The organism is Hydrogenophaga sp. Root209 (assembly GCF_001428625.1).
In the GTDB taxonomy this organism is placed as follows: Bacteria; Pseudomonadota; Gammaproteobacteria; order Burkholderiales; family Burkholderiaceae_C; genus Hydrogenophaga.
The window spans coordinates 364959-384688 of record NZ_LMIE01000031.1 but is presented as its reverse complement, the minus strand read 5'-3'; the positions used below and the strand labels follow the sequence as shown (position 1 = coordinate 384688).

General features: G+C 66.3%; 18 protein-coding genes and 1 pseudogene. 10 read left to right on the top strand and 9 right to left on the bottom strand.

Annotation, left to right across the window (positions count from 1 at the left end):
- The 5 genes and pseudogenes from ASE11_RS20295 to ASE11_RS26010 all read left to right on the top strand — a co-directional run.
- Window positions 1-773 (top strand): annotated as a pseudogene (locus ASE11_RS20295) (hypothetical protein); the annotation flags it as partial.
- A 280-nt stretch (window positions 774-1053) separates the two neighbouring features.
- A complete protein-coding gene (locus ASE11_RS20290; protein WP_056275833.1) occupies window positions 1054-2757 on the top strand; it encodes a PQQ-dependent methanol/ethanol family dehydrogenase in 1704 nt (567 codons plus the stop codon).
- 90 nt (window positions 2758-2847) lie between these two features.
- A complete protein-coding gene (locus tag ASE11_RS20285) occupies window positions 2848-3168 on the top strand; it encodes a c-type cytochrome (RefSeq protein WP_056276433.1) in 321 nt (106 codons plus the stop codon).
- Between the two features lie 31 nt (window positions 3169-3199).
- Complete coding sequence (locus ASE11_RS20280; protein WP_200959390.1) at window positions 3200-4039, top strand: tetratricopeptide repeat protein; 840 nt, start codon at window positions 3200-3202, stop codon at window positions 4037-4039.
- A 129-nt stretch (window positions 4040-4168) separates the two neighbouring features.
- The gene (locus ASE11_RS26010) at window positions 4169-4747 is read left to right on the top strand and encodes a hypothetical protein (protein WP_056275826.1); all 579 of its coding nucleotides are present in this window, start codon (window positions 4169-4171) and stop codon (window positions 4745-4747) included.
- Window positions 4748-4810: 63 nt separating this feature from the next.
- Here the strand turns inward: ASE11_RS26010 and ASE11_RS20270 are convergent, their stop codons facing one another.
- The 6 genes from ASE11_RS20270 to pqqA all read right to left on the bottom strand — a co-directional run bounded on the left by ASE11_RS20270 (window position 4811) and on the right by pqqA (window position 9867).
- Window positions 4811-6517: a hypothetical protein gene (locus tag ASE11_RS20270; protein ID WP_056275824.1), complete on the bottom strand. Its 1707-nt coding sequence runs from the start codon at window positions 6515-6517 to the stop codon at window positions 4811-4813.
- A 132-nt stretch (window positions 6518-6649) separates the two neighbouring features.
- A complete protein-coding gene (pqqE, locus tag ASE11_RS20265; RefSeq protein ID WP_414842470.1) occupies window positions 6650-7819 on the bottom strand; it encodes a pyrroloquinoline quinone biosynthesis protein PqqE in 1170 nt (389 codons plus the stop codon).
- Window positions 7803-8060, bottom strand: coding sequence for a pyrroloquinoline quinone biosynthesis peptide chaperone PqqD (pqqD, locus tag ASE11_RS20260; protein WP_056275822.1), 258 nt, complete (start codon window positions 8058-8060; stop codon window positions 7803-7805). Before pqqD ends, pqqE begins: the two co-directional genes overlap by 17 nt.
- A complete protein-coding gene (pqqC, locus tag ASE11_RS20255; protein WP_056275818.1) occupies window positions 8057-8788 on the bottom strand; it encodes a pyrroloquinoline-quinone synthase PqqC in 732 nt (243 codons plus the stop codon). The genes pqqD and pqqC overlap by 4 nt, the downstream gene beginning before the upstream one ends.
- Window positions 8789-8800: 12 nt before the next feature.
- Window positions 8801-9718: a pyrroloquinoline quinone biosynthesis protein PqqB gene (gene pqqB / locus ASE11_RS20250; RefSeq protein WP_056275814.1), complete on the bottom strand. Its 918-nt coding sequence runs from the start codon at window positions 9716-9718 to the stop codon at window positions 8801-8803.
- 74 nt (window positions 9719-9792) lie between these two features.
- A complete protein-coding gene (gene pqqA, locus ASE11_RS25555) occupies window positions 9793-9867 on the bottom strand; it encodes a pyrroloquinoline quinone precursor peptide PqqA (RefSeq protein WP_068167214.1) in 75 nt (24 codons plus the stop codon).
- A 75-nt stretch (window positions 9868-9942) separates the two neighbouring features.
- Here pqqA and ASE11_RS20245 point away from each other — a divergent pair, with 75 nt between their 5' ends.
- Together ASE11_RS20245 and ASE11_RS20240 are read left to right on the top strand one after the other, a co-directional pair.
- Complete coding sequence (locus tag ASE11_RS20245; protein ID WP_162258075.1) at window positions 9943-11037, top strand: alpha/beta fold hydrolase; 1095 nt, start codon at window positions 9943-9945, stop codon at window positions 11035-11037.
- Window positions 11034-12032 carry an MBL fold metallo-hydrolase gene (locus ASE11_RS20240; RefSeq protein ID WP_056275808.1) on the top strand — a complete coding sequence of 333 codons (999 nt, stop codon included), beginning with the start codon at window positions 11034-11036 and terminating at the stop codon, window positions 12030-12032. Before ASE11_RS20245 ends, ASE11_RS20240 begins: the two co-directional genes overlap by 4 nt.
- Before the next feature lies 1 nt (window position 12033).
- Here ASE11_RS20240 and ASE11_RS20235 read toward each other — a convergent pair whose 3' ends face one another.
- Complete coding sequence (locus ASE11_RS20235; protein ID WP_056275806.1) at window positions 12034-14121, bottom strand: sigma-54-dependent Fis family transcriptional regulator; 2088 nt, start codon at window positions 14119-14121, stop codon at window positions 12034-12036.
- Window positions 14122-14521: 400 nt separating this feature from the next.
- Between ASE11_RS20235 and pedF the strand changes: the two genes are divergently transcribed.
- Together pedF and ASE11_RS20225 are read left to right on the top strand one after the other, a co-directional pair.
- The gene (gene pedF, locus ASE11_RS20230) at window positions 14522-15013 is read left to right on the top strand and encodes a cytochrome c-550 PedF (RefSeq protein WP_056275804.1); all 492 of its coding nucleotides are present in this window, start codon (window positions 14522-14524) and stop codon (window positions 15011-15013) included.
- A 46-nt stretch (window positions 15014-15059) separates the two neighbouring features.
- Complete coding sequence (locus ASE11_RS20225; RefSeq protein ID WP_056275802.1) at window positions 15060-15938, top strand: substrate-binding periplasmic protein; 879 nt, start codon at window positions 15060-15062, stop codon at window positions 15936-15938.
- Between the two features lie 3 nt (window positions 15939-15941).
- Here ASE11_RS20225 and ASE11_RS20220 read toward each other — a convergent pair whose 3' ends face one another.
- On the bottom strand, window positions 15942-17318 hold the full coding sequence (locus ASE11_RS20220; protein ID WP_082585890.1) for a type II toxin-antitoxin system HipA family toxin: 1377 nt from the start codon (window positions 17316-17318) through the stop codon (window positions 15942-15944).
- Window positions 17315-17635, bottom strand: a complete 321-nt coding sequence (locus ASE11_RS20215) for a helix-turn-helix domain-containing protein (protein WP_056275796.1) — start codon at window positions 17633-17635, stop codon at window positions 17315-17317. Before ASE11_RS20215 ends, ASE11_RS20220 begins: the two co-directional genes overlap by 4 nt.
- Window positions 17636-17976: 341 nt before the next feature.
- On the opposite strand from ASE11_RS20215, the gene ASE11_RS20210 reads away from it, so the two are divergent.
- Window positions 17977-19497 (top strand): aldehyde dehydrogenase family protein, encoded by a 1521-nt coding sequence (locus ASE11_RS20210; protein WP_056275794.1) that lies wholly within the window; start codon window positions 17977-17979, stop codon window positions 19495-19497.
- The last annotated feature ends 233 nt before the right edge of the window (window positions 19498-19730 follow it).

Sequence of the window (19730 nt, the reverse complement as noted above, 5' to 3'; positions counted from 1 at the left end):
TGCGCCTGCCGGTGCCCCTGCGTTTCCAGGCCTGGGCCGCTCAGCCAGCCGAGCTGCACCGCACCATCACGCAGTGGTATCCGCGCTACGAGCAGCAGCGCCGGGCCATCGAACGCATCACGCGCGAGCCGGTGGTGCGCGTGCTCAGCCTCAACCTGCACCCCGACTATTTTTTCGGCAACCAGGCCTGGGCCGACCGGCCCACGCAGGCGCTGCCGGGCAGCATCAACGGCATGCAGGCTGAGGGCCGCGCCTACGCCGACAACCTCTACCGGCTGTGCGGCGACTGGATGAAGGGTACCGAGTCCACCCCCTCGCGCGAGCCCATCGAGGCCGGGGTGCTGCAGATCGGCAGCCACAAGCTGGAGCTGCGTCGCCTGAGCGGCCACACCAGCGACGACCTCGTGCTGATCGACCACACCACCGGCGTTCTGTTTGCCGGCGGTCTGGTGTTTGCCCAGCGCGTGCCCACCACGCCGCACGCAGACTTTGAAGCGTGGCAGGCCAGTCTGGTGAAGCTCTCGCAGTGGATCGCCACCGAGAACATCCGCCAGGTGGTGCCCAGCCACGGTCCGCTGCACAGCGGCCAGGCCGGCGTGGACCAGACGCGCGATGCGCCTGCCGGTGCCCCTGCGTTTCCAGGCCTGGGCCGCTCAGCCAGCCGAGCTGCACCGCACCATCACGCAGTGGTATCCGCGCTACGAGCAGCAGGTGCTCAGCGGCTCCGCGACCCGGCGCTGAACGCCGACTGTTGCAGGCCTGCGGGTCTGTGATTCATTTTTGAACACTGTCACCGCAAGGTGACAACCGCCACCGGCGGCATGGCGCAGTTGCACCCGCCGTTCGTTGCAACAGGTGCTCGAAAACCCTTGGAAAAACCGCCGCATGGCACGCCGTGAACGTTGGCACAGATGTTGCCATTCAAGTCGCGTGCAGCCCACGACTGACCTGTCGCGCAGGGCATCACAAGCGGCCGCGCATGTTGCACGGCAGCAGCCATCCAACCCACGAACGAGCAGGAGACACACTGTGAAACGCACCCTACTGAGCCTCATGATCATGGCCGCCACGGCCCACGCAGGCGCCCAGGGCGTCACCGACGCCATGATTGCCGACGACGCCAAGTCGCCCGAGAACGTGTTGAGCTGGGGACTCGGCACCCAGGGGCAACGCCACTCCGACCTCAATGGCATCACCGCCCGCAACATCAACAAGCTGGTGCCGGTGTGGTCCATGTCGTTTGGCGGTGAGAAGCAGCGCGGCCAGCAGTCGCAGCCCCTGGTCAACAAGGGCAAGATGTTCGTGACGGCTTCCTACTCGCGCATCTACGCGGTGGACACCAAGACCGGCCAGAAGCTCTGGAAGTACGAGCACCGCCTGCCCGAAGGCATCATGCCGTGCTGCGACGTGATCAACCGTGGCGCCGCGCTCTACGACAACCTGGTGATCTTCGGCACGCTCGACGCGCAACTGGTGGCGCTGGACCAGGACACCGGCAAGGTGGTGTGGCGCGAGAAGATCGACGACTACTCGGCAGGCTACAGCTACACCGCCGCTCCGCTGATCGCGCAAGGCCTGCTCATGACCGGTGTCTCCGGTGGTGAGTTCGGCGTGGTCGGCCGCGTGGAAGCGCGCGATCCGCGCACCGGCAAGATGGTCTGGTCACGCCCCGTGGTCGAAGGCCACATGGGCTTCAAGGACGGCAAGGAAAACGGCATCACCGGCACCACCAACGCCTCGTGGCCCGGTGAGACGTGGAAGACCGGTGGCGCGGCCCCCTGGCTGGGCGGCACCTACGACGAAAAGACCGGCCTGGCCTACTTCGGCACCGGCAACCCGGGCCCATGGAACAGCCATGTGCGCAAGGGCGACAACCTGTACTCGGCTTCCACCGTGGCGATCGATCCCAAGACCGGCAAGATCGTGTGGCACTACCAGAGCACGCCGAACGACGGCTGGGACTACGACGGTGTGAACGAGTTCGTCACCTTCGACATGGACGGCAAGCGCATGGGCGCCAAGGCGGACCGCAACGGCTTCTTCTATGTGAACGACGCCACCACCGGCAAGCTGGTCAACGCCTTCCCGTTCGTGAAGAAGGTGACCTGGGCCACCAGCATCGATCTGAAGACCGGCCGGCCGAACTTTGACGACACCAACCGCCCGGGCGACCCGACCGCTGCCGCTGCCAACGGCGACGGCGGCAAAGGCAAGTCGGTGTTCTCCGCGCCTGGTTTCCTGGGTGGCAAGAACCAGATGCCCATGGCCTACAGCCCGCGCACCGGTCTGTTCTACGTGCCCACCAACGAATGGGGCATGGAGATCTGGAACGAGCCGATCACCTACAAGAAGGGCGCTGCCTTCCTGGGTGCGGGCTTCACCATCAAGCCACTGTTCGAAGACCACATCGGCTCGCTGCGCGCGATCGATCCCAAGACCGGCAAGGTGGCCTGGGAAGTCAAGAACAACGCGCCGCTGTGGGGCGGTGTGCTGACCGCTGGCGACCTGGTGTTCTGGGGCACGCCCGAGGGTTACCTCAAGGCCGCCGATGCCAAGACCGGCACGGTCGTGTGGCAGTTCCAGACCGGCTCTGGCGTGGTCGCTCCTCCCATCACCTGGACCGAAGGTGGCGAGCAGTATGTAAGCGTGGTCTCCGGCTGGGGCGGTGCCGTGCCGCTGTGGGGCGGTGAAGTGGCCAAGAAGGTCAACTTCCTCGAACAGGGCGGCTCCGTCTGGACCTTCAAGCTGATGAAGTGATCGCCCGGGGTGCTGGCCAGGCGCGGTGCACGCGCCGGGGCCGGCACCTTCTTCTTCTTCTTCTTCTTTCCCTTTTCAGGTGGACTTGCCATGCGCTCGACCTTCTTCATCGCGACCTTGATCACGAGCGCCAGCGCCTTCGCGCAGGCCGATCTGGCCGGCGCCCCCGACCTGGCCAAGGCCAGCGGCTGTTATTCATGCCATGCCAATGGCGAAAAAGTCGTGGGCCCGGCCTTTGCCGCCATCGCCGACAAATACGCGACCGAGAAAGACGCGGCTGCGTCGCTCGCTCAATCGATTCAAAACGGCTCCAAGGGCAAGTGGGGTCGCATACCCATGCCCGCACACTCCAGCCTGAGCACGGCCGACCTCAAGACGCTCTCCACCTGGGTGCTGACCGTCAAGCCTTGACTGTGCTCACCGAGCTGTGCATGGAATCGCCGTGACCCCGACTGGAGACATCGACATGATCCACCCGCGCACTCTTCTCGGCGCGGCATTGGTGGTGCTCACCAGCGTTTCACAGGCGCAGGACAGCCACCGTGACGACTGGCTGCGCAACCCCGCCATGGGCAACTACAAGGCCTACGCCGAGTTCAAGATGGCCCACTACGCCCAGGCGCGCGAGGTGTGGGAGACGCTGGCCGAGGTGGGCAACGGCGATGCGCTGTTCAACCTGGGCATCCTGGCCGAAGACGGCCTGGGCGAGCCGAAGAACATGAAGAAGGCCGAGACGCTCTACACCAGCTCCGCGCATGCCGGCAACTTCAAGGCCCAGTACCGACTGGGCATGCTCTACAGCGCGGGCACCTTGCTGCCGCGCGACGTGGAGAGGGCGCGCATCTTCCTCATGCTGGCCGCGCAGGGCGGTGACAAGGACGCCACCGCCACGCTGGTCACACTGGGCCAACCCACTGCCAGCCTCGCGCCCTACCAGCGTGCCGAGTTCCTGAACGCCACCGGTGAGCACACGCAGGCCGCCGCGCTCTACCGCCAGCTCGCCGAGGGCGGGGACCGCCGCGCGCAGACGCGACTGGCCTGGATGTTTGAAGCCGGTCGTGGTGTTGTGCGCGACCTCGCGGAAGCAGCACGCCGATTCGAGAGCGCGGCTGTGGCTGGTGAAGCGGAAGCGCAGTACGCGCTGGCCGTGATGTACCGCACCGGCAAAGGCCGCGAACACGATGTGGCGCAAAGCCGGGCGTGGTTGCGCAAGGCGGCTGGGCAGAGCTATCCGCCCGCGTTGGCGGCCCTGGGGTCGGGCGAGAGCACCGGCGTGAAGTGACCAGCGTGCGCGGGCGCACGCATGGTTGACGTCTGGTAGCTCAAAACTACCGTTGGTAACCAATGAGCGTGCTCCCAGGTACAAGGCCGCCCTAGCATGGGTCGTGACACAACAACCCAGGAGCCGTTCATGAAGTTTTCCCATCCCCTGTTGCTCAAGACCGGCTTGTGCGCCGCGCTGTTCGCGGCGACCGGAGCATTCGCCCAGACGACCGTCGGCGTGTCGGTGACCACCGCGCCGACCACCACGAACGCGGCCACATCGACGCAAGACTTTGCGACCAACATCGCCAAGGCCGACCTCGCCCAACAAGGCATCACCAACCCCACCAGTGCCCAGCTGGGCATGGCGACCAGCAACGTGCAGGGACTGCGCGACAGCGGCATGGGCTGGGGCGCGATCGCCAATTCGCTGGGCTTGCGCTTGGGCGATGTGGTGAGTGACGCCAACAAGGCAAAGAAGGCGGATGATGCCCGTGCGGCCAGTGCAAACAAGTCGCAGAAGGCGGCCAAGACCTCGACCACCCGCTCGGACCGCTCCTCGGTCGCATCCGCTTCGGTGGGCCTCGGCGTGGGGCAAGGTGGTCTGGGCGGTGACGGTGGCAAGGGCAGTGGCAAAGGTGGCGGAAACGGTGGCGGAAATGGCGGCGGAAATGGTGGCGGAAGCGGTGGCGGAAACGGCGGTGGCGGCGGCGGCGGCAAGCACTGAGTTGGCTACGACGCAGCCGCGGCCTCCAGGGGCTTGGAGGCCGCGGCCATTTGACCGGTTGCCCTAAACCACGTAGGCCAGCGCCACCAGGTGCTCACCCGGACCGCCGGCCAGGGCCTTGGTCACGCGTACCTTCACCTCTGGCAGGCTCATGCGCTCGCGCCCGCTCCAGCAGGTGTTGCCCTGTGCCAGCACGACCGACTGCTCAGGGTGCCCCGGCGTCTGGAAGACCAACAAGGTGCAGGCGTATTGCCGCAGCGCGAGGTCCACGTCGGTGGCTTTGGGTGCGAGGATCACGCGCGATTTTTCGTGCGGCGCCAGCGTCTTGAAGAGATCTTCGAGCAGCGCGACCGGCCACATCACCCACACCTCGTCCCGGCGCAAGGCCAGGTCGCGTCGCGTGAGGTCGATCAGGCGGTCGATCGGCTGTTTGATCACGCCACTGGCCAGCCAGGCCGCCTCTTGTGCGTGATGGGCCATCAACTGCCTTTCGATCACTGGCTGCAAGGTGTCGTGCCAGTGGGTGCCGATCAAGCCGGGCACGTCGACACTGGCATCGATGCACTGGATCGCGCCGAGCAACAGCGGTACCTGCCAGTCGCCGCTGGAAAGCCGCACGGGGCCGCTGGACGTCTGCAGATCGTGCAGCGGCGCGGGGCGCGCCTGGCGCAAGGTCTGGATCACCGCCGCCGGCGTGGGGCCTGTGGGGTCGTTCGGCAACTGCACATGCGGCATGTCCAGGCGCATGTGGGACCAGCGTCGCGTCTTGTGCGAAAAGATCGCCGCCACAAAGGGACCTTCGTTGGATGTCACGTCCATCATTCCGATGAAGAAGGTCTGGAACATGCTGTTGTCGCGCGGGTAGTTGGCGCGGCAGGCCAGTTCGATCATGTTGGCGTCGCCCGGGGACACGAAGGCGCCGCGGGTGGTGTCGTCGAGATCGTGCCAGCCCACCAGCGCGGGATCGGGGTGCGAGCGCACCAGCAGGCCCTGGTTGAAGACCATCACCGAGATCGCGCCCGACTGCACGTGGGCGAGGTAGTCGCTGCGTTCGGCGTGCAGCACCAGTGCCAGGCTGCAGGCCTGTGCCACCACCGAGTTCGCGACCATCTGGCAGGCGCGTTGGGGGGTCATTTCGCGCAGCTGGTGCTCGGCGTCGCCCGCGGCATGCCAGGTGCCGTCCCAGAGCATCACCTGCAGTTGGCCGAACATCTGCAAGACCACCATCGAGGTATCGCCCGGGTTGCCCACCGGCTGGGGGGTCCAATGGCCGCCCTTGAGCTGCGCCACGAAGGCCTGGAGTTCGTCGGAGCTCTGCAGCGCCTTGTAGGCGTTGACAGCCCTGAGGGCGACCGGCCCCACGTACACCACAGCCTCGCACGGGTGCCAGCCCAGAAGCGCCCCGGACGGGGACCACCCTGGGTGGGGCTGCGCGTCCGCGTCATTGCGAGGTATTGCCGGGCTGCCCGGCCGCGATGCACTCGGCGAATGTGAGGGGGAAGTGCTGGAGCTGTCCGTGCTGAACCCGCCTTCGGAGCGGCTGTCGGTGCCATCGTTGTCGCTCCACGAGGACTCATTGCCGGAGCCGTAGCCGGTGGGGGAATGTGCGGGCGAGTCGGACATCAAGCGATGCAGTGTCAATGGCGACATGCAGCCCCAGCCCGGCTGGTCCATGTCGAGGATGAGCACGCCTTCCTGAAACACCATCAGCACGCTGTGGTGTCGCCGGGCCAGGCCGAGGTAGTGAAAGTGTTCCGCGCCGTCGATCATGAAAACTCCTTGGATTCGTTTGAAAGGGGTTTTCAATTTAGGAGCGATGGGCGTGCCGTGGCGCATGCATGCGGCGCCGCGCCCAGGCCATGTGTGGCCGGCGAGCCACGAAGGGCACGAATGCCCAGGCGCTCAGGCCTGCGGGTGCAATGCGCGCGACTCGGTGTCGCTGCGAAACACGATGGGAATGTGGCGCTGCGCGGGTGCCCGGTTCACCAGTTGCACCACCTTCTCGTGGTGCGGCGATTTGCCGCACACCGGGTCGGCCTGGGTGGCGTCGCCGGTGATCAGGAAGGCCTGGCAATGGCAGCCGCCAAAGTCCTTGTGGCGCTCGTCGCAGGTGCGGCAGGGCGGCTTCATCCAGTCTTCGCCGCGAAAGGCGTTGAAGGCCTGGCTCTTCTGCCAGATGTCGGCCAGGGCCATGTCGCGCACGTTGGGCAGCTTCAGGCCGGGCAGGTCGCGCGCGTTGTGGCAAGGCATGGCCACGCCGTCGGGCGCGACCGAGAGGAAGACCGAGCCCCAGCCGTTCATGCAGGCCTTGGGGCGCTGCTCGAAATAGTCGGGCACCACGAAGAGCAGCTTGCAGCGCTGGCCGATGGTCTCGCGGTAGCGGTTGACCACCGCCTCGGCCTCGATCAGCGCTTCGTGCGTGGGCATGAGGTGGTCGCGGTTGATCCAGGCCCAGCCGTAGTACTGCGTGTTGGCGAGTTCGAGGTATTCGGCATCGAGCGCGAGCGCCATCTCGATGATCTGGCCCACGTGCGGCAGGTTGTGCCGATGCAGCACGCAGTTCATCACCATCGGCCAGTCGTGCGCCTTGATCAGGCGCGCCACCTTCTGCTTGAGCTCGAAGGTCCTGGTGTGGCTGAGGAAGTCGTTGAGCTCGCGCGTGCTGTCCTGGAACGAGAGCTGGACATGGTCCAGGCCTGCATCTTTCAAACGCTGCGCACGTGCCTCGGTCAGGCCCACGCCGGAGGTGATGAGGTTGGTGTAGTAGCCCAGCGCGTGCGCCTCCTGCACCAGCTCTTCGAGGTCGTCGCGCACCAGCGGCTCACCGCCCGAGAAGCCGAGCTGCGCGGCACCGAGCTTGCGCGCCTGGCGCATCACGTCGACCCACTGCGCTGTTGTCAGCTCGTCCTTGATGCGCGCGTGTTGCGTGGGGTTGTAGCAAAACACGCAGTGCAGCGGGCACTGGTAGGTGAGCTCGGCCAGCAGCCACAGCGGTGGGCCGGCCGGGTGCGTTTTCGCCGCGAGCAGTGAGAGGGCTTCGGAGACCGGCGCGAACTCAGTCAATCCAGCCACGGCGGCCTCCTTCTTCCAGCAAAGATTCCACCTGCGGCGTGAGGCCATGAACCGAGAACGCAGCTTCCAGTTCGCTCACGATCTCAGCCACCGTGCGTTCACCGTCGCAGCGCTTGAGGATCTCCGCCGCGCTGTCGTTGAGCTGCACCATGCCCTCCGGATACAGCAGCACCCAGCGGGTCTGCGCTTCCTCGTACTGCAGGCGGAAGCGGCGCGAGAGCTTGGGATGAAGGGGGGTCATTGACAGGCTTTCTCGATGGCATCCAGCATGTTCCAGAGGATGTCCAGCTTGAACTGCAGGATGTCGAGCGCGCGGTGCTGGGCGGCGCGGGTGGTGAAGTGGTCCAGCGTGACCTGCAAGCCGTGCTCCACGTCGCGTCCGGCCAATGGAATGCGATTGCGGAAATAGCCCAGGCCGTCGGCGTCGATCCAGGGGTAGTGCGTGGGCCAGCTGGCGAGACGGTCTTTGTGGATCTGCGGCGCGAACATCTCGGTGAGCGATGAACACACGGCTTCCTGCCACGGTGCCTGGGCTGCGAAGTTCACATAGGCGTCGCAGGCAAAGCGCACGGCGGGCGCCACACCCTGCAGCGAGAGCAGGTCGTCGCGTTCGATGCCCACCGCTTCGCCCAGCCGGATCCAGGCCTCCAGGCCACCACTGGCCGAACCTTCGTAGTCACCATGGCCGTCGTGGTCGAGGATGCGCTCCACCCACAGGCGGCGGTGCGCGCGCTCCGGCATGTTGGCCAGGATGGCGGCGTCCTTGCGCGGGATGCAGAGTTGGTAATAGAAGCGGTTGGCCACCCAGCAGCGCAGCTCGTCGGGTGTGCAGCCGCCGGCGTTCATGCGCACGTTGAACGGGTGGTGAATGTGGTACGAGCGGCCCTTGTCGCGCAGCTGTGCTTCAAACTCGTCGCGTGTCCAGGCGGTGAGGCCTTCGCGGGGGCGTGGGGTGGTGGCGATGTCCATGGGGTGGGGGTGTCAGAACACGATGTCCATGCCGTCGTGCGCCACCTCGATGCCGTGGTGGGTGAGCTCGGCGCGCTCGGCGGAATCCTCGATCAGTATCGGGTTCGTGTTGTTGATGTGGATGAGGATCTTGCGGATGGAGCGCGGCAGCTGGTCCAGCTGTTCGATCATTCCGCCCGGGCCGCTTTGTGGCAGGTGGCCCATCTCGGCGGCCTTCTTCGTCGAGAGGCCGAGCGTGATCATTTCGTCTTCGGTCCAGAAGGTGCCATCCACCAACAGCACCGAGCAACTTGCCATGAGGGCGAGCAGCTCGGGTGTCACGGCGCCCAGGCCGGGCGCGTAAAACACGCGCGCGCCGGTGGCGGGGTTCTGGATCACCACGCCGATGTTGTCACCGGCGCGCGGGTTGCCGCGAAAGGGCGAATACGGTGGCGGCCGGGAGGCAATGGCCACGGTCTGCATCTCGATGCCGGGCAGGCCGTCGACGGTGATGGTGCGGCCGTCCGACGGCAGTTCGGTGGTGGCCACGCCGCAGTAGTGCGAGAGGATGCCGGTGATGGGGAAGCCGCTGGAGATGTCGGACAGCACCTCGGGGGTGGCCAGCAGCGGCAGCTTCGAGCCACGCTCGCGCAGCATGATGAGACCGGTCACGTGGTCGATCTGTGCGTCCATGAGCAGCACCGCGGCAATGCCGCTGTCGCGCACGGCGCGGGCCGGCTGCAGATCGGGTGTGTCGCGGATCTGCGTGAGGATGTCGGGTGAGGCATTGACCAGCAGCCAGTCCAGGCCGTTGGCCGTGACGGCGATCGACGATTGCGTGCGCGCTGTGGCCTGGATGCGCCCCTGGCGAAAGCCATCGCAGTTGGGGCAGTTGCAGTTCCACTGCGGGAAGCCGCCACCGGCCGATGAACCCAGAACACGGATGCGCATGTCAGGACCCCTGAAAGGCCAATGAAAAGGCGCACGCGTTGTTCACCCGTGCGCCCCGAACCGAGTGATGCAGATCAGCGGTTGGCGATGTACATCGTGATTTCAAAGCCGAAGCGAAGGTCGGTGAAGGCGGGGGTCGTCCATTGCATAGAAGGTCTCCAATAATGGGTTGGCACGAAACATGTCTGCAAGCTCGCCAGCACCATTGCCACAAGCCGCCCCTCATGAATAGCAATATCGATGCCACGAAAACTGTGCCACGCCCACCGGTGGCCAGCCCCGCGTGGCCACGTCCGCAACACCTGCCGCTGGGTGGGCTGCACCGCATGGCCTGGCGTGCCGTGGGGGCGCCAGATGGTGAGCCATGGCTGCTGCTGCACGGGGGGCCTGGCAGCAGTTGCCAGCCCGGCATGCTGAGGCCGTTCGACCTGTCGCGGCAACGGGTGGTGGCGCCCGATCAACGCGGCTGCGGCGCCTCGCTCCCGAAGGGCCGCACGGCGGGCAACCACACGGCCGCGCTGGTGGCCGACATGGAAGCGCTGCGCGAACACCTGGGGCTGGAGCGCTGGTCGGTGCTGGCCGGTTCGTGGGGCACGGTGGTGGCCTTGGCCTACACGCTGGCGCACCCGCTGCGTGTGCAACGCCTGGTGTTGCGTGGCGCGTTTGCGCTCAGCGCGCGCGAGGTCGGCGGGTTGTTGTTGCCCTCGTCGCGCGTGCGACGGTCGCTCGGCTGGGGCGCGCTGTGGCCGGTTGTTGGCGGCACGGTCTTGCCCGTTGCGTTGCAGCGGCTGACACAACTGATTCAAAGTGGGACACCCGGTGTTGCATCGCTGCGCGCCGCGCGCGGCTGGGGATTGCTGGAAACGGCAGCGGCCGCGCGCAGCCAGCGGCGCAGCCTGTTGCATGCGGCGCTGGGCACACCGCGCCTGGCGACGGCGATCCGGCGCGAATGGGCGGCGCTGCGCAAGGCCGAGAAGCGCGCCATCGCGCGACTGAAGCGACCCGGGAAAACCCGCGCCGACCGCAACGCGTTAGCCAAATTCCACATCCAGGCGCACTACTTGCGCCACCGCGGTTTCATGCGGACCGCCCAGCTCGACCGAGGCGTGTTGCAGGCCGCTCGACACGGCCTGCCGGTGGACTGGGTGCACGGCCGTTTCGACGCGATCTGTCCCCCCGCCAACAGCCGGCGTTGGGCCGCGCTGGGCCGCGCCGCGGGTGGCGCGATCGTACAGGTGGAGCCGCACAGCGGTCACCTGGGCCACGAGCCCGACATGCTGAGCGCCTTGCGCAAGAGCGTGCGCAGGACGCTGGCATGAACGGCCTGTGCCGCGCGTTGGGGGCGGGCTTGCTCGCGCTGTTGATGGGCTGTGCCTCCACCGCACCCAGGCCCGACTGCAGCGCCGCCCACGCGGTGCCGTGGCAAGCGGTGGTGCCCGGCCTGTGGGTGTGGCAGCCCGACGTGGTGGGTGAGGTATCGGCTGCCAATGCCGGTCATGTGGTGCCCACCTCGGTGGTGGTCTCGGGCGGTGAAGCCCTGGTGATCGACCCCGGCCCGAGCCACCGCCACGGCCTGCGTGTGCGCGACTCGTTGGCCTGCCGCTTCGGCGCGCAGGTGCGCTGGGTGGTCAACACCCACGCCCACGCCGAGAACGTGCTGGCGAACTCGGCGTTTGCCGACCGGTTGGCGGCGGGCCAGCTGGAGATCCTGTCCAGCGACGGCACGCGCAGTGCGATGCAGCAGCGCTGCGCGGCCTGCCTGGCCAGCCTGGGCGAGCGCGCTGGTCAGGGTGCGATGGCGGGCACGGGCATCGTGCTGCCCAGCCGCGTGCTGAAGACCGGCGAACTGCTGCGCGTGGGCCCGCACACCTTGCGTGTGCTGCCACCCGCGCCGGGCCACACCGAGAGCGATCTGGTGCTGTGGGACGAAGCCAGCCGCGTGGTGTGGGCCGGTGGGCTGGTGGTCGACCAGCGCCTGCCCGAGCTGGCGCAGGGCGGGGTGGACGCGTGGTTGTCGGCGCTGGACCGCATCGCAGCGCTGCGCCCGAGGCATGTGATCGGCAACACGGTGTCCAGCACCCTGGACGACCGGGCGCTGCCGCCTGCGGTGGTGGTCACCCGCGCATACCTCGCCGAGCTGCGCGCGCGCGTACTGGCGGCGATGGACGAAGGTCGTCACGCGGGCGAGAGCGCTTTGATCACCATGCCTGCGTATGCCCGTTGGGCAGGCTACGCGCAGCGCCAGGGCTTCAATGTGCAGCGCGCGTGGCGCGAACTGGAGCCGGTGTGGATGGAGCGCGGACCCGGGCAATGACTCAGTTCAGCAAGTCCGGCGGCAGCAGGTCCTTCTTGCGGTAGATGGTGTTGCGCGAGACGCCCAGCGCCTTGGCCGCTGCCGACACATTGCCCTTGTGCAGTCGCAGCATCTGCGCCATGGCGCACAGCGCCACGTCCTGCAGCCTCTGGCCTTCGGCGGCCACCTCCACCACCGGCTCGGGCAGGCTGCACACGGGTGCGGCCTCTGTCGGCACGCTGATGTGGGCGGTGGGTGCCGTGGCGGTCATGGACAGCAGGGGCCGCGTCAGCAACTGGTCGTGGTCCAGCTCTTCGAGGAAGTCATCGGGCAGGTGGCCCATGTCGATCACGCCGCCCTGGCCGACCATCACCACCGCCGTGCGCAGCAGGTTGTGAAGCTGGCGGAAGTTGCCGGGCCAGGCGTAGCGCTTGAAGAGGTCCATCACTGGCGCCGACACGCCCACCGGCTGGCTGCCCTCGCTCAGCGCAAGCAGGATCTTCTGCACCACGAGTTCGAAGTCGCTTCGCTCGCGCAGCGCGGGCAGGCGCACCACCAGGCCGTTGAGGCGGTAGTAGAGGTCTTCGCGGAAGTCGCCGCGCGCGATCATGTCCTTGAGGTTCTTGTGCGTGGCGCTGACCACGGCCACATCCACCTCGACCTCCTTGCCCGCGCCCAGCGGGCTGACCTTGCGCTCCTGCAGCACGCGCAGCAGCCGAGCCTGCAGGTGTTTGGGCATGTCGCCGATCTCGTCGAGGAACAGCGTGCCGCCGTGGGCCTGCAGGATCTTGCCGATGGAGCCCTTCTTGCGCGCGCCGGTGAAGGCGCCTTCTTCGTAGCCGAAGAGTTCGGACTCGATCAAGGTGTCGGGGATGGAGGCGCAGTTGACCGAGACGAAGGGCTGGGCCGCGCGCGTGGAGTCGCCGTGGATGGCTTGCGCGAGCAGGTCCTTGCCGGTGCCGGTTTCGCCCAGGATCATGATGGGGATGTCGCGCCCGCTGACCATGCGCAGCTTGTGGATCACCGAGGTCACCTGCGCGTCGCCGGTGTCCAGGTAGTGCAGCGAGGAGAACTGCATCTTCTTGCCGGTCTGCTTCAGCGGCTCGGGCCCTGGTTGGGCCGCCGCGGACGTGGGCTGCGGCTGGCCAGGCGCCTCGCTCGTGTGGCCGCCGGGCTTGGCGGCCCACATGTTGGAGGTCTTGAGCTTGACCCGGCACCACACCGACACGCCGTTGTGCATGCACAGTTGCTTGGGGTTGGGCGTGGCGCCGCTGAACAGCTCGACCAGGGCCGAGACCGGCAGGCCGAACAGCGAGAAGAAGGTGTGTGCCTTGAGCGCGCTGAAGGGCAGGCCGATCTGGAACTGCGCGCTGCGGTTGGCCGAGAGGAAGCGGCCCTCGGGCGAGAACACCGCGATGCCCTCGACCAGCGTGCCGAGAAATTCGGAGCGGGTGTGGAAGTGGATGCGGATCGCCTTGGGAAAGATGTCGGCGAACATGTGGTTCTCGATCATCTGTGCCGACATGCGCACCAGCGCCAGCGTGTGCTGGTGGTAGCTGCGGTGGTCACCGGTCACGTCGAGCGCGCCGATGACCTGGCCGTAGGGATCGAAGATGGGCGAGGCCGAACAGGTGAGGAACTTGTTGGCGTTCATGTAGTGCTGGCCGCCGTGCACGGTGAGCGCTTCCTCTTCACTCAGCGCGGTGCCGATCGCGTTGGTGCCCTTGCTCTTCTCCGACCAGTCCATGCCGGGCGTGAGCGCCACCTGCGAAGCGCGCTCCAGAAAATCCATGTCGCCCAGCGAGTGCAACACGAGACCCTTGGCCGAGGTCAGCAACACCATGCTGTGGGTGTTGACGATCTGGTCGTAGAGCGTCTCCATCACGGGTGCGGCGTGCTGGAACAGGAAGCGGTTTTCTTCCAGCGCGTCGGGCAGCACGCCATGAGAAGGGCTCGAGAAGTCGGGCTCGTCGGTCACGGTGATGCCGTACGACTGCGAGCGGCGGTGCGACTGGTCGATCAACTCGTGGAGTTCGGTGGTGACCATGCCCGATGGCGGGGATTCAACCCGACGACCCGGGATGGGGCTCGTGAAGAGGGCAGAACTCATGTTGTCTCCAGGGTCCGGGGGAATGACGCCCCAGTAGTCCACCGACCAGCGTGCGTCGTCTGCCGCAGGGGGGGTGGATCCAGTGTGTTCGCTGTCTTGGTGGCTCATGCAATTTTCTTCATAACTGTCTCGGGAAACAACACTGGTTATCCCGGTGTGCAACAACCCAGGCCCGATGTGCCCGTGCCTGGGTAGCAATTTGCCGGCCTGCTGCTTCCCGTGAAAAGGTGGTCCAGAAGGCACCAGTCGTGCAAGAGGATGTGTCACGCGGCGCGACGACCGGCTGTGCAACTGATGCAATTTGGAACAGGTTGCCGGTGTCGATCCGGTTTTTGGGGGAAGGCCTGCTTCTTGCTGACCAGCCAGGGTGAACCCGCCTTTTGACCCTGGAGACCTCGCGATGAAAACCCGATCCTTTTCTCTCTCGAAGCGCGCCGCTCGCGGCCTGCTGGCCGTGGCCGTGACATGCGGCGTGGCCGCCGTGATGGCCCACGGCGACGTGATCCCGCAATCGGTGGACACCAGCACCTTGCCGCAGCTCGGCGCCAAGTGGCTGGATGCCAACCCGTTCAGCACCGGCCCGGCCAACAAGGAAGCGCTGCGCATCGGCACCTCGGCCTACAACCAGAACTGTGCCCGCTGCCATGGGCTGGAAGCGATCTCGGGCGGCATGTCGCCCGATCTGCGCAAGTTCGACAGCGACTGCTCCGGCATGGCGGATGCGGCCAAGAAGGCCGCTTGCTACAAGGAGATGGACGAGTTCTACGTGGCCACCGTGCGCCGTGGCCGCGTGCGCGATGGCCGTGTGTACATGCCGCCCTTTGAAGGCACGCTCACCCAGGAAGCCATCTGGTCGATCAAGACCTACCTCGAAACCCGCCGCGAACAGTGATGTGAACCGCGAGCCGCTTGCGGCGCGCACCGTGAGGAGACAGGACATGACAGAAAAAAACAGACCCCTGGATCGCCGCCAGATCCTGGCCGGCCTGCTGCCCCTGCTGGCTGGCATGCCGCTGCTGGCGCAGGCGCAGACCGAGCTGAGCGATCTGGCGAAGATCCGCGCCGCCGGGGTGCTCAAGGTGGCGGTCTACAAGGACAACGCACCGTTCTCCGATGGCCCCGCCAACGATGTGCAGGGGCTGGATGTGTCGATTGCCACCGCGCTGGCCAGGCAGCTCAAGCTCAAGCTCGCACTGCTGCCGTTCGATGCGGGCGAGAACATGAACGACGACCTGCGCAACATGGTCTGGCGTGGTCACTACCTGGGCTACGGCCCGGCCGACGTGATGCTGCAGGTGCCGGGTGACAAATACCTCATGGCGCGCAACCGCCAGGTGCTGATCCTCGCGCCCTACATGCGCCAGTCGCTGGTGCTGGTCTTTGACACCTCGCGCATCGCCGACGTGAACAGCCCGGACGATCTCAAGGGCTTTCAGCTCGCGGCCGAGCGTGGCGCCGGGGCCACCAGCGCGCTCATGGGGTACGGCGGCGGCCTGCTGCGCGCGCAGGTCGGCATCCACAACACCGGCACGCAAGCCGTGCAGGCCCTGCTGGAGGGCAAGGCCGCCGCGGCCTACGTGACGCGTGCGCAAGCCGAGTCGGTGCTCTCGCGCGCCGAGGTCAAGCCGGGGCAATACCGCTTCACGCCGCTGGCGCTCAGCGGCCTGCCCGACAACGGCTGGCCGGTGGGCATGGCGATCAAGGCCGAGAACAAGGACCTGGGTCAGGCGCTGGAAGCCGCCCTGCAATCGATCCGCGCGAGCGGCGAGTTGCTCGCGATCTTCAGGCAGCACGGCATGACGCTCACCGCGCCCTGAGCGTCACGGCACGTTCGCGGCCGAGGTCCAGGCGTCGAGCAGATCGGGGCGGCGCAGCCGTCGGGTGGCCTGGATCAGGTGGGGGTGCTTCGCCAGGCGCGCGAGCAGCTGCAGCTTCTGCCTGGGTGTGAGGCCACTGGCCAGGATGGGCGCCAGCCAATGCTGCGCGGCCTCGGCCGCCACATCGCGCACGACCTTGGCGCAACCCGCCACCTGCAGGCCCAGCAGATTGCAGAACACCTGCAGCCGTTGCGGGTTGAAGATCGGTGCCGCGTGCTGCTTCTGTGCGCCAGGCATCAACACCAGGGCATGGCCCCGCGTGCCGTTGTAGATCAGGGTCGAGGTGATGTCGTAGGCCGGTGCCAGTTCGGCGTGGCGCCGGTCGCGGTAGAGCAGTCCCAGGTTCTTCAAATGCATGTCGGCGTTGCCGAGCAACTCGTTGACCTCGATGCGGCGCAGCAGTTCGTGTACGGCGGCCTGACCGCAGCGGGGCAGGCTCATCAACACCGCCGCGATGGCGACATAGGACTCGGCGTACTTCTGTTCGGGCGGCAACCCGAAGACCTGCGCGAAGTCTTCAAAGTGGACCTTGCCGCCGGGGTCGCGGTCGAACCGGGTCACAGCCAGGAACTCGCCGGCCACTTCCTCGCCCAAGTCGTAGCGGTGTGGCGCCGACAGCGCCGAGAGCGGTGCCAACTCGAACTCGCAGACATTCACCCCGGCGAGCCGGGCCAGGCTCATGCTCAGGCTCTCCAGCTGCGGCATGCGCGCGTACTCCGACGACGGCAGCTTGGCGATGATGGCCGCTTCGCCTTGAGACGTTCTTCCCACGAAGCGACCCTCACGGTCCTTGTTGACACCGATCTTGGGCTGCACACCGGAGATCGACAACGCGTCCTGGAACGGCTCGGCCCAGACCGTGGCTTCGAGTGCGTCCTGGTTCTGGGTGACCAGGCGCTGCAGCGTGGAGCGGGGAATGTCTTCCCACTCCGCAGTGACCGCGCCAGGGAGGTTTTTCCCGCAGGCCGCGATCATGCCCATGTGGTCGAGCGGATCGATCTGCGCCTCGTCGGCCACAAAGCGCCGGAACACCCCCTCGGGCAAGAGGTTCTGAAAGAACGGCGGCAGTTGGGCATCGCCCCGGCTGCCCGGCACGGCGTTGAACTCGGGCCGGGTCACGTCAAGCCAGAAGGACTGCTGCTGTGCCGGGTCGTCCGCGCGCATGGACTCCGAGAGCACATCGGCTTCTTCCCAGGGGATGCTGGCGTAGGTCTCATCGGCGGCGAAGCGCAGGACGATGGGCATGCCGGGCTGCGCATATTTGAAGAGACAACCGATGCGCTGGCCGTGCAGTTTGATGACGAGCACAGGAACGTTCATGGGCGGCCCTTCGGTACGATGGTGCCTTGCTTGAGACTGGCCAGGCGCCGTTGCACCGCCGACGGCGTGTGAGACGCGGGCGCCGTGGCGCCGAATTCCGGCATGCCCCGTTTGAGCGTGCGCGGCAAGGTGATCAGATCCAGTTGCAATACGTCCATGACGGCCAGCAAGGTCGACAGTTGCACATCGTTGCCCTTGAACAGGCGGTAGACGGCCTGGCGGCTCACGCCAGCCTGTTCGGTCAGCTGCTGCCGCGTGAGACCACTGGCCAGGCGGGCTGTTTCCAGGTGTTGGGCGAGTTCCAGTGAGGTGCTCATGGCGTTGTGTATTCGATACGAATGCCAGATATTATCGTATTTGCAACGTTTTTGACTGACTGTTATCGATACGTTTTAATATATTGACCGTATTCGATACGAATGATGACATTTGGGTCAGCGGCTTGCGCCACGACCTGGCAAGCACTTCACGCCACGTCGGGTGTGCCGGGTTGATACAACCGCTCCGGCGTCCGAGCGGTTTCGGGACAGTTTTCCAGGGCATGTGTGCTGTCGCGCAGCGGTTTCCCGGGAAATGCCCATGGCATGGAACTTGAGGTGTGAAGAGGGCCTGACGAAACAGGCTTCGTCATCAACGTTCACCCCTTGAGGAAGACAACATGCTCTATGCAGCCCCTGGCGCCGCCGGCGCCAAGATCACCTACAAAAACCAGTACGACAACTTCATCGGCGGTCGCTGGGTCCCACCCGTCAAGGGTCAGTACTTCGACGTCATCACGCCCGTGTCGGGCCAGGTGTACACCCGCGCTGCGCGCTCCACGGCAGAAGACATCGAGCTCGCGCTCGACGCCGCGCACGCCGCCGCCGATGCCTGGGGCAAGACCGATGCCGCCACGCGCTCCAACGTGCTGCTGAAGATCGCCGACCGCATCGAGCAGAACCTGGAGCTGCTGGCCTACGCCGAGACCGTGGACAACGGCAAGGCGATTCGCGAAACGCTCAACGCCGACATCCCGCTCACGGTGGACCACTTCCGCTATTTCGCGGGATGCGTGCGCGCGCAGGAAGGCGCTTTGAGCAACATCGACGAGAACACGGTGGCGTACCACATCCAGGAGCCGCTGGGCGTGGTCGGCCAGATCATTCCGTGGAACTTCCCCATCCTCATGGCAGCCTGGAAACTCGCGCCCGCGCTGGGTGCCGGCAACTGCGTGGTGCTCAAGCCCGCCGAGTCCACGCCCATCAGCATCCTGATCCTGGCCGAGCTCATCGCCGACCTGCTGCCCCCGGGCGTGCTCAACATCGTCAACGGCTACGGCCGCGAAGCCGGCATGCCGTTGGCAACTTCCAAGCGCATCGCCAAGATCGCGTTCACCGGCTCCACGACCACCGGCCGCGTGATCGCACAGGCCGCGGCGAACAACCTGATTCCGGCGACGCTGGAACTCGGCGGCAAGTCGCCCAACGTGTTCTTCGCCGACATCATGGACAAGGACGATGCCTTCCTCGACAAGGCGGTTGAAGGCCTGGTGCTGTTCGCGTTCAACCAGGGCGAGGTGTGCACCTGCCCATCGCGCGCGCTGATCCAGGAAAGCATCTACGACAAGTTCATGGAGCGCGTCTTGAAGCGCGTGGCCGCGATCAAACACGCCAGCCCGCTGGACACCGACAGCATGATGGGTGCGCAGGCCAGCAAGGAACAGCTCACCAAGATCCTCTCGTACCTCGACCTGGGCAAGCAGGAAGGCGCCGAGGTGCTGGCCGGTGGCGGCCAGGCGCATCTGGGCGGTGACCTCGAAGGCGGCTATTACGTGCAGCCCACGCTGTTCAAGGGCCACAACAAGATGCGCATCTTCCAGGAGGAGATCTTCGGCCCGGTGCTGGCCGTGACCACTTTCAAGGACGAAGCCGAAGCGCTGGCGATCGCCAACGACACGCTATATGGCCTGGGTGCCGGCGTGTGGAGCCGCAACGGCAACGTGGCCTACCGCATGGGCCGCGCCATCAAGGCCGGGCGCGTGTGGACCAACTGTTACCACGCCTACCCGGCGCACGCGGCCTTCGGTGGCTACAAGGAATCGGGCATCGGGCGCGAGACGCACAAGATGATGCTCGACCACTACCAGCAGACCAAGAACCTGCTGGTTTCGTACTCGGAAAACAAGCTGGGCTTCTTCTGACCAGCCGCTCGGCCCCTTCTCGCCGGAGGGGCCGCCACGTGGATCCCCAAGGGGGTGCCTACCTCATGCTGGGGTACCAGAAATCGGTGGTCACCCCCTTGCGGATCCACGTGGCTTTTCGCACTACGACGATGGCACTCCAACCACCCGGCTGCGTGGACTGTGTGGGCGGCCACCTCATGCTGGGGTACCAGAAATCGGCGTCCGCCCACACCGTCCACGAAGCTGCGAGC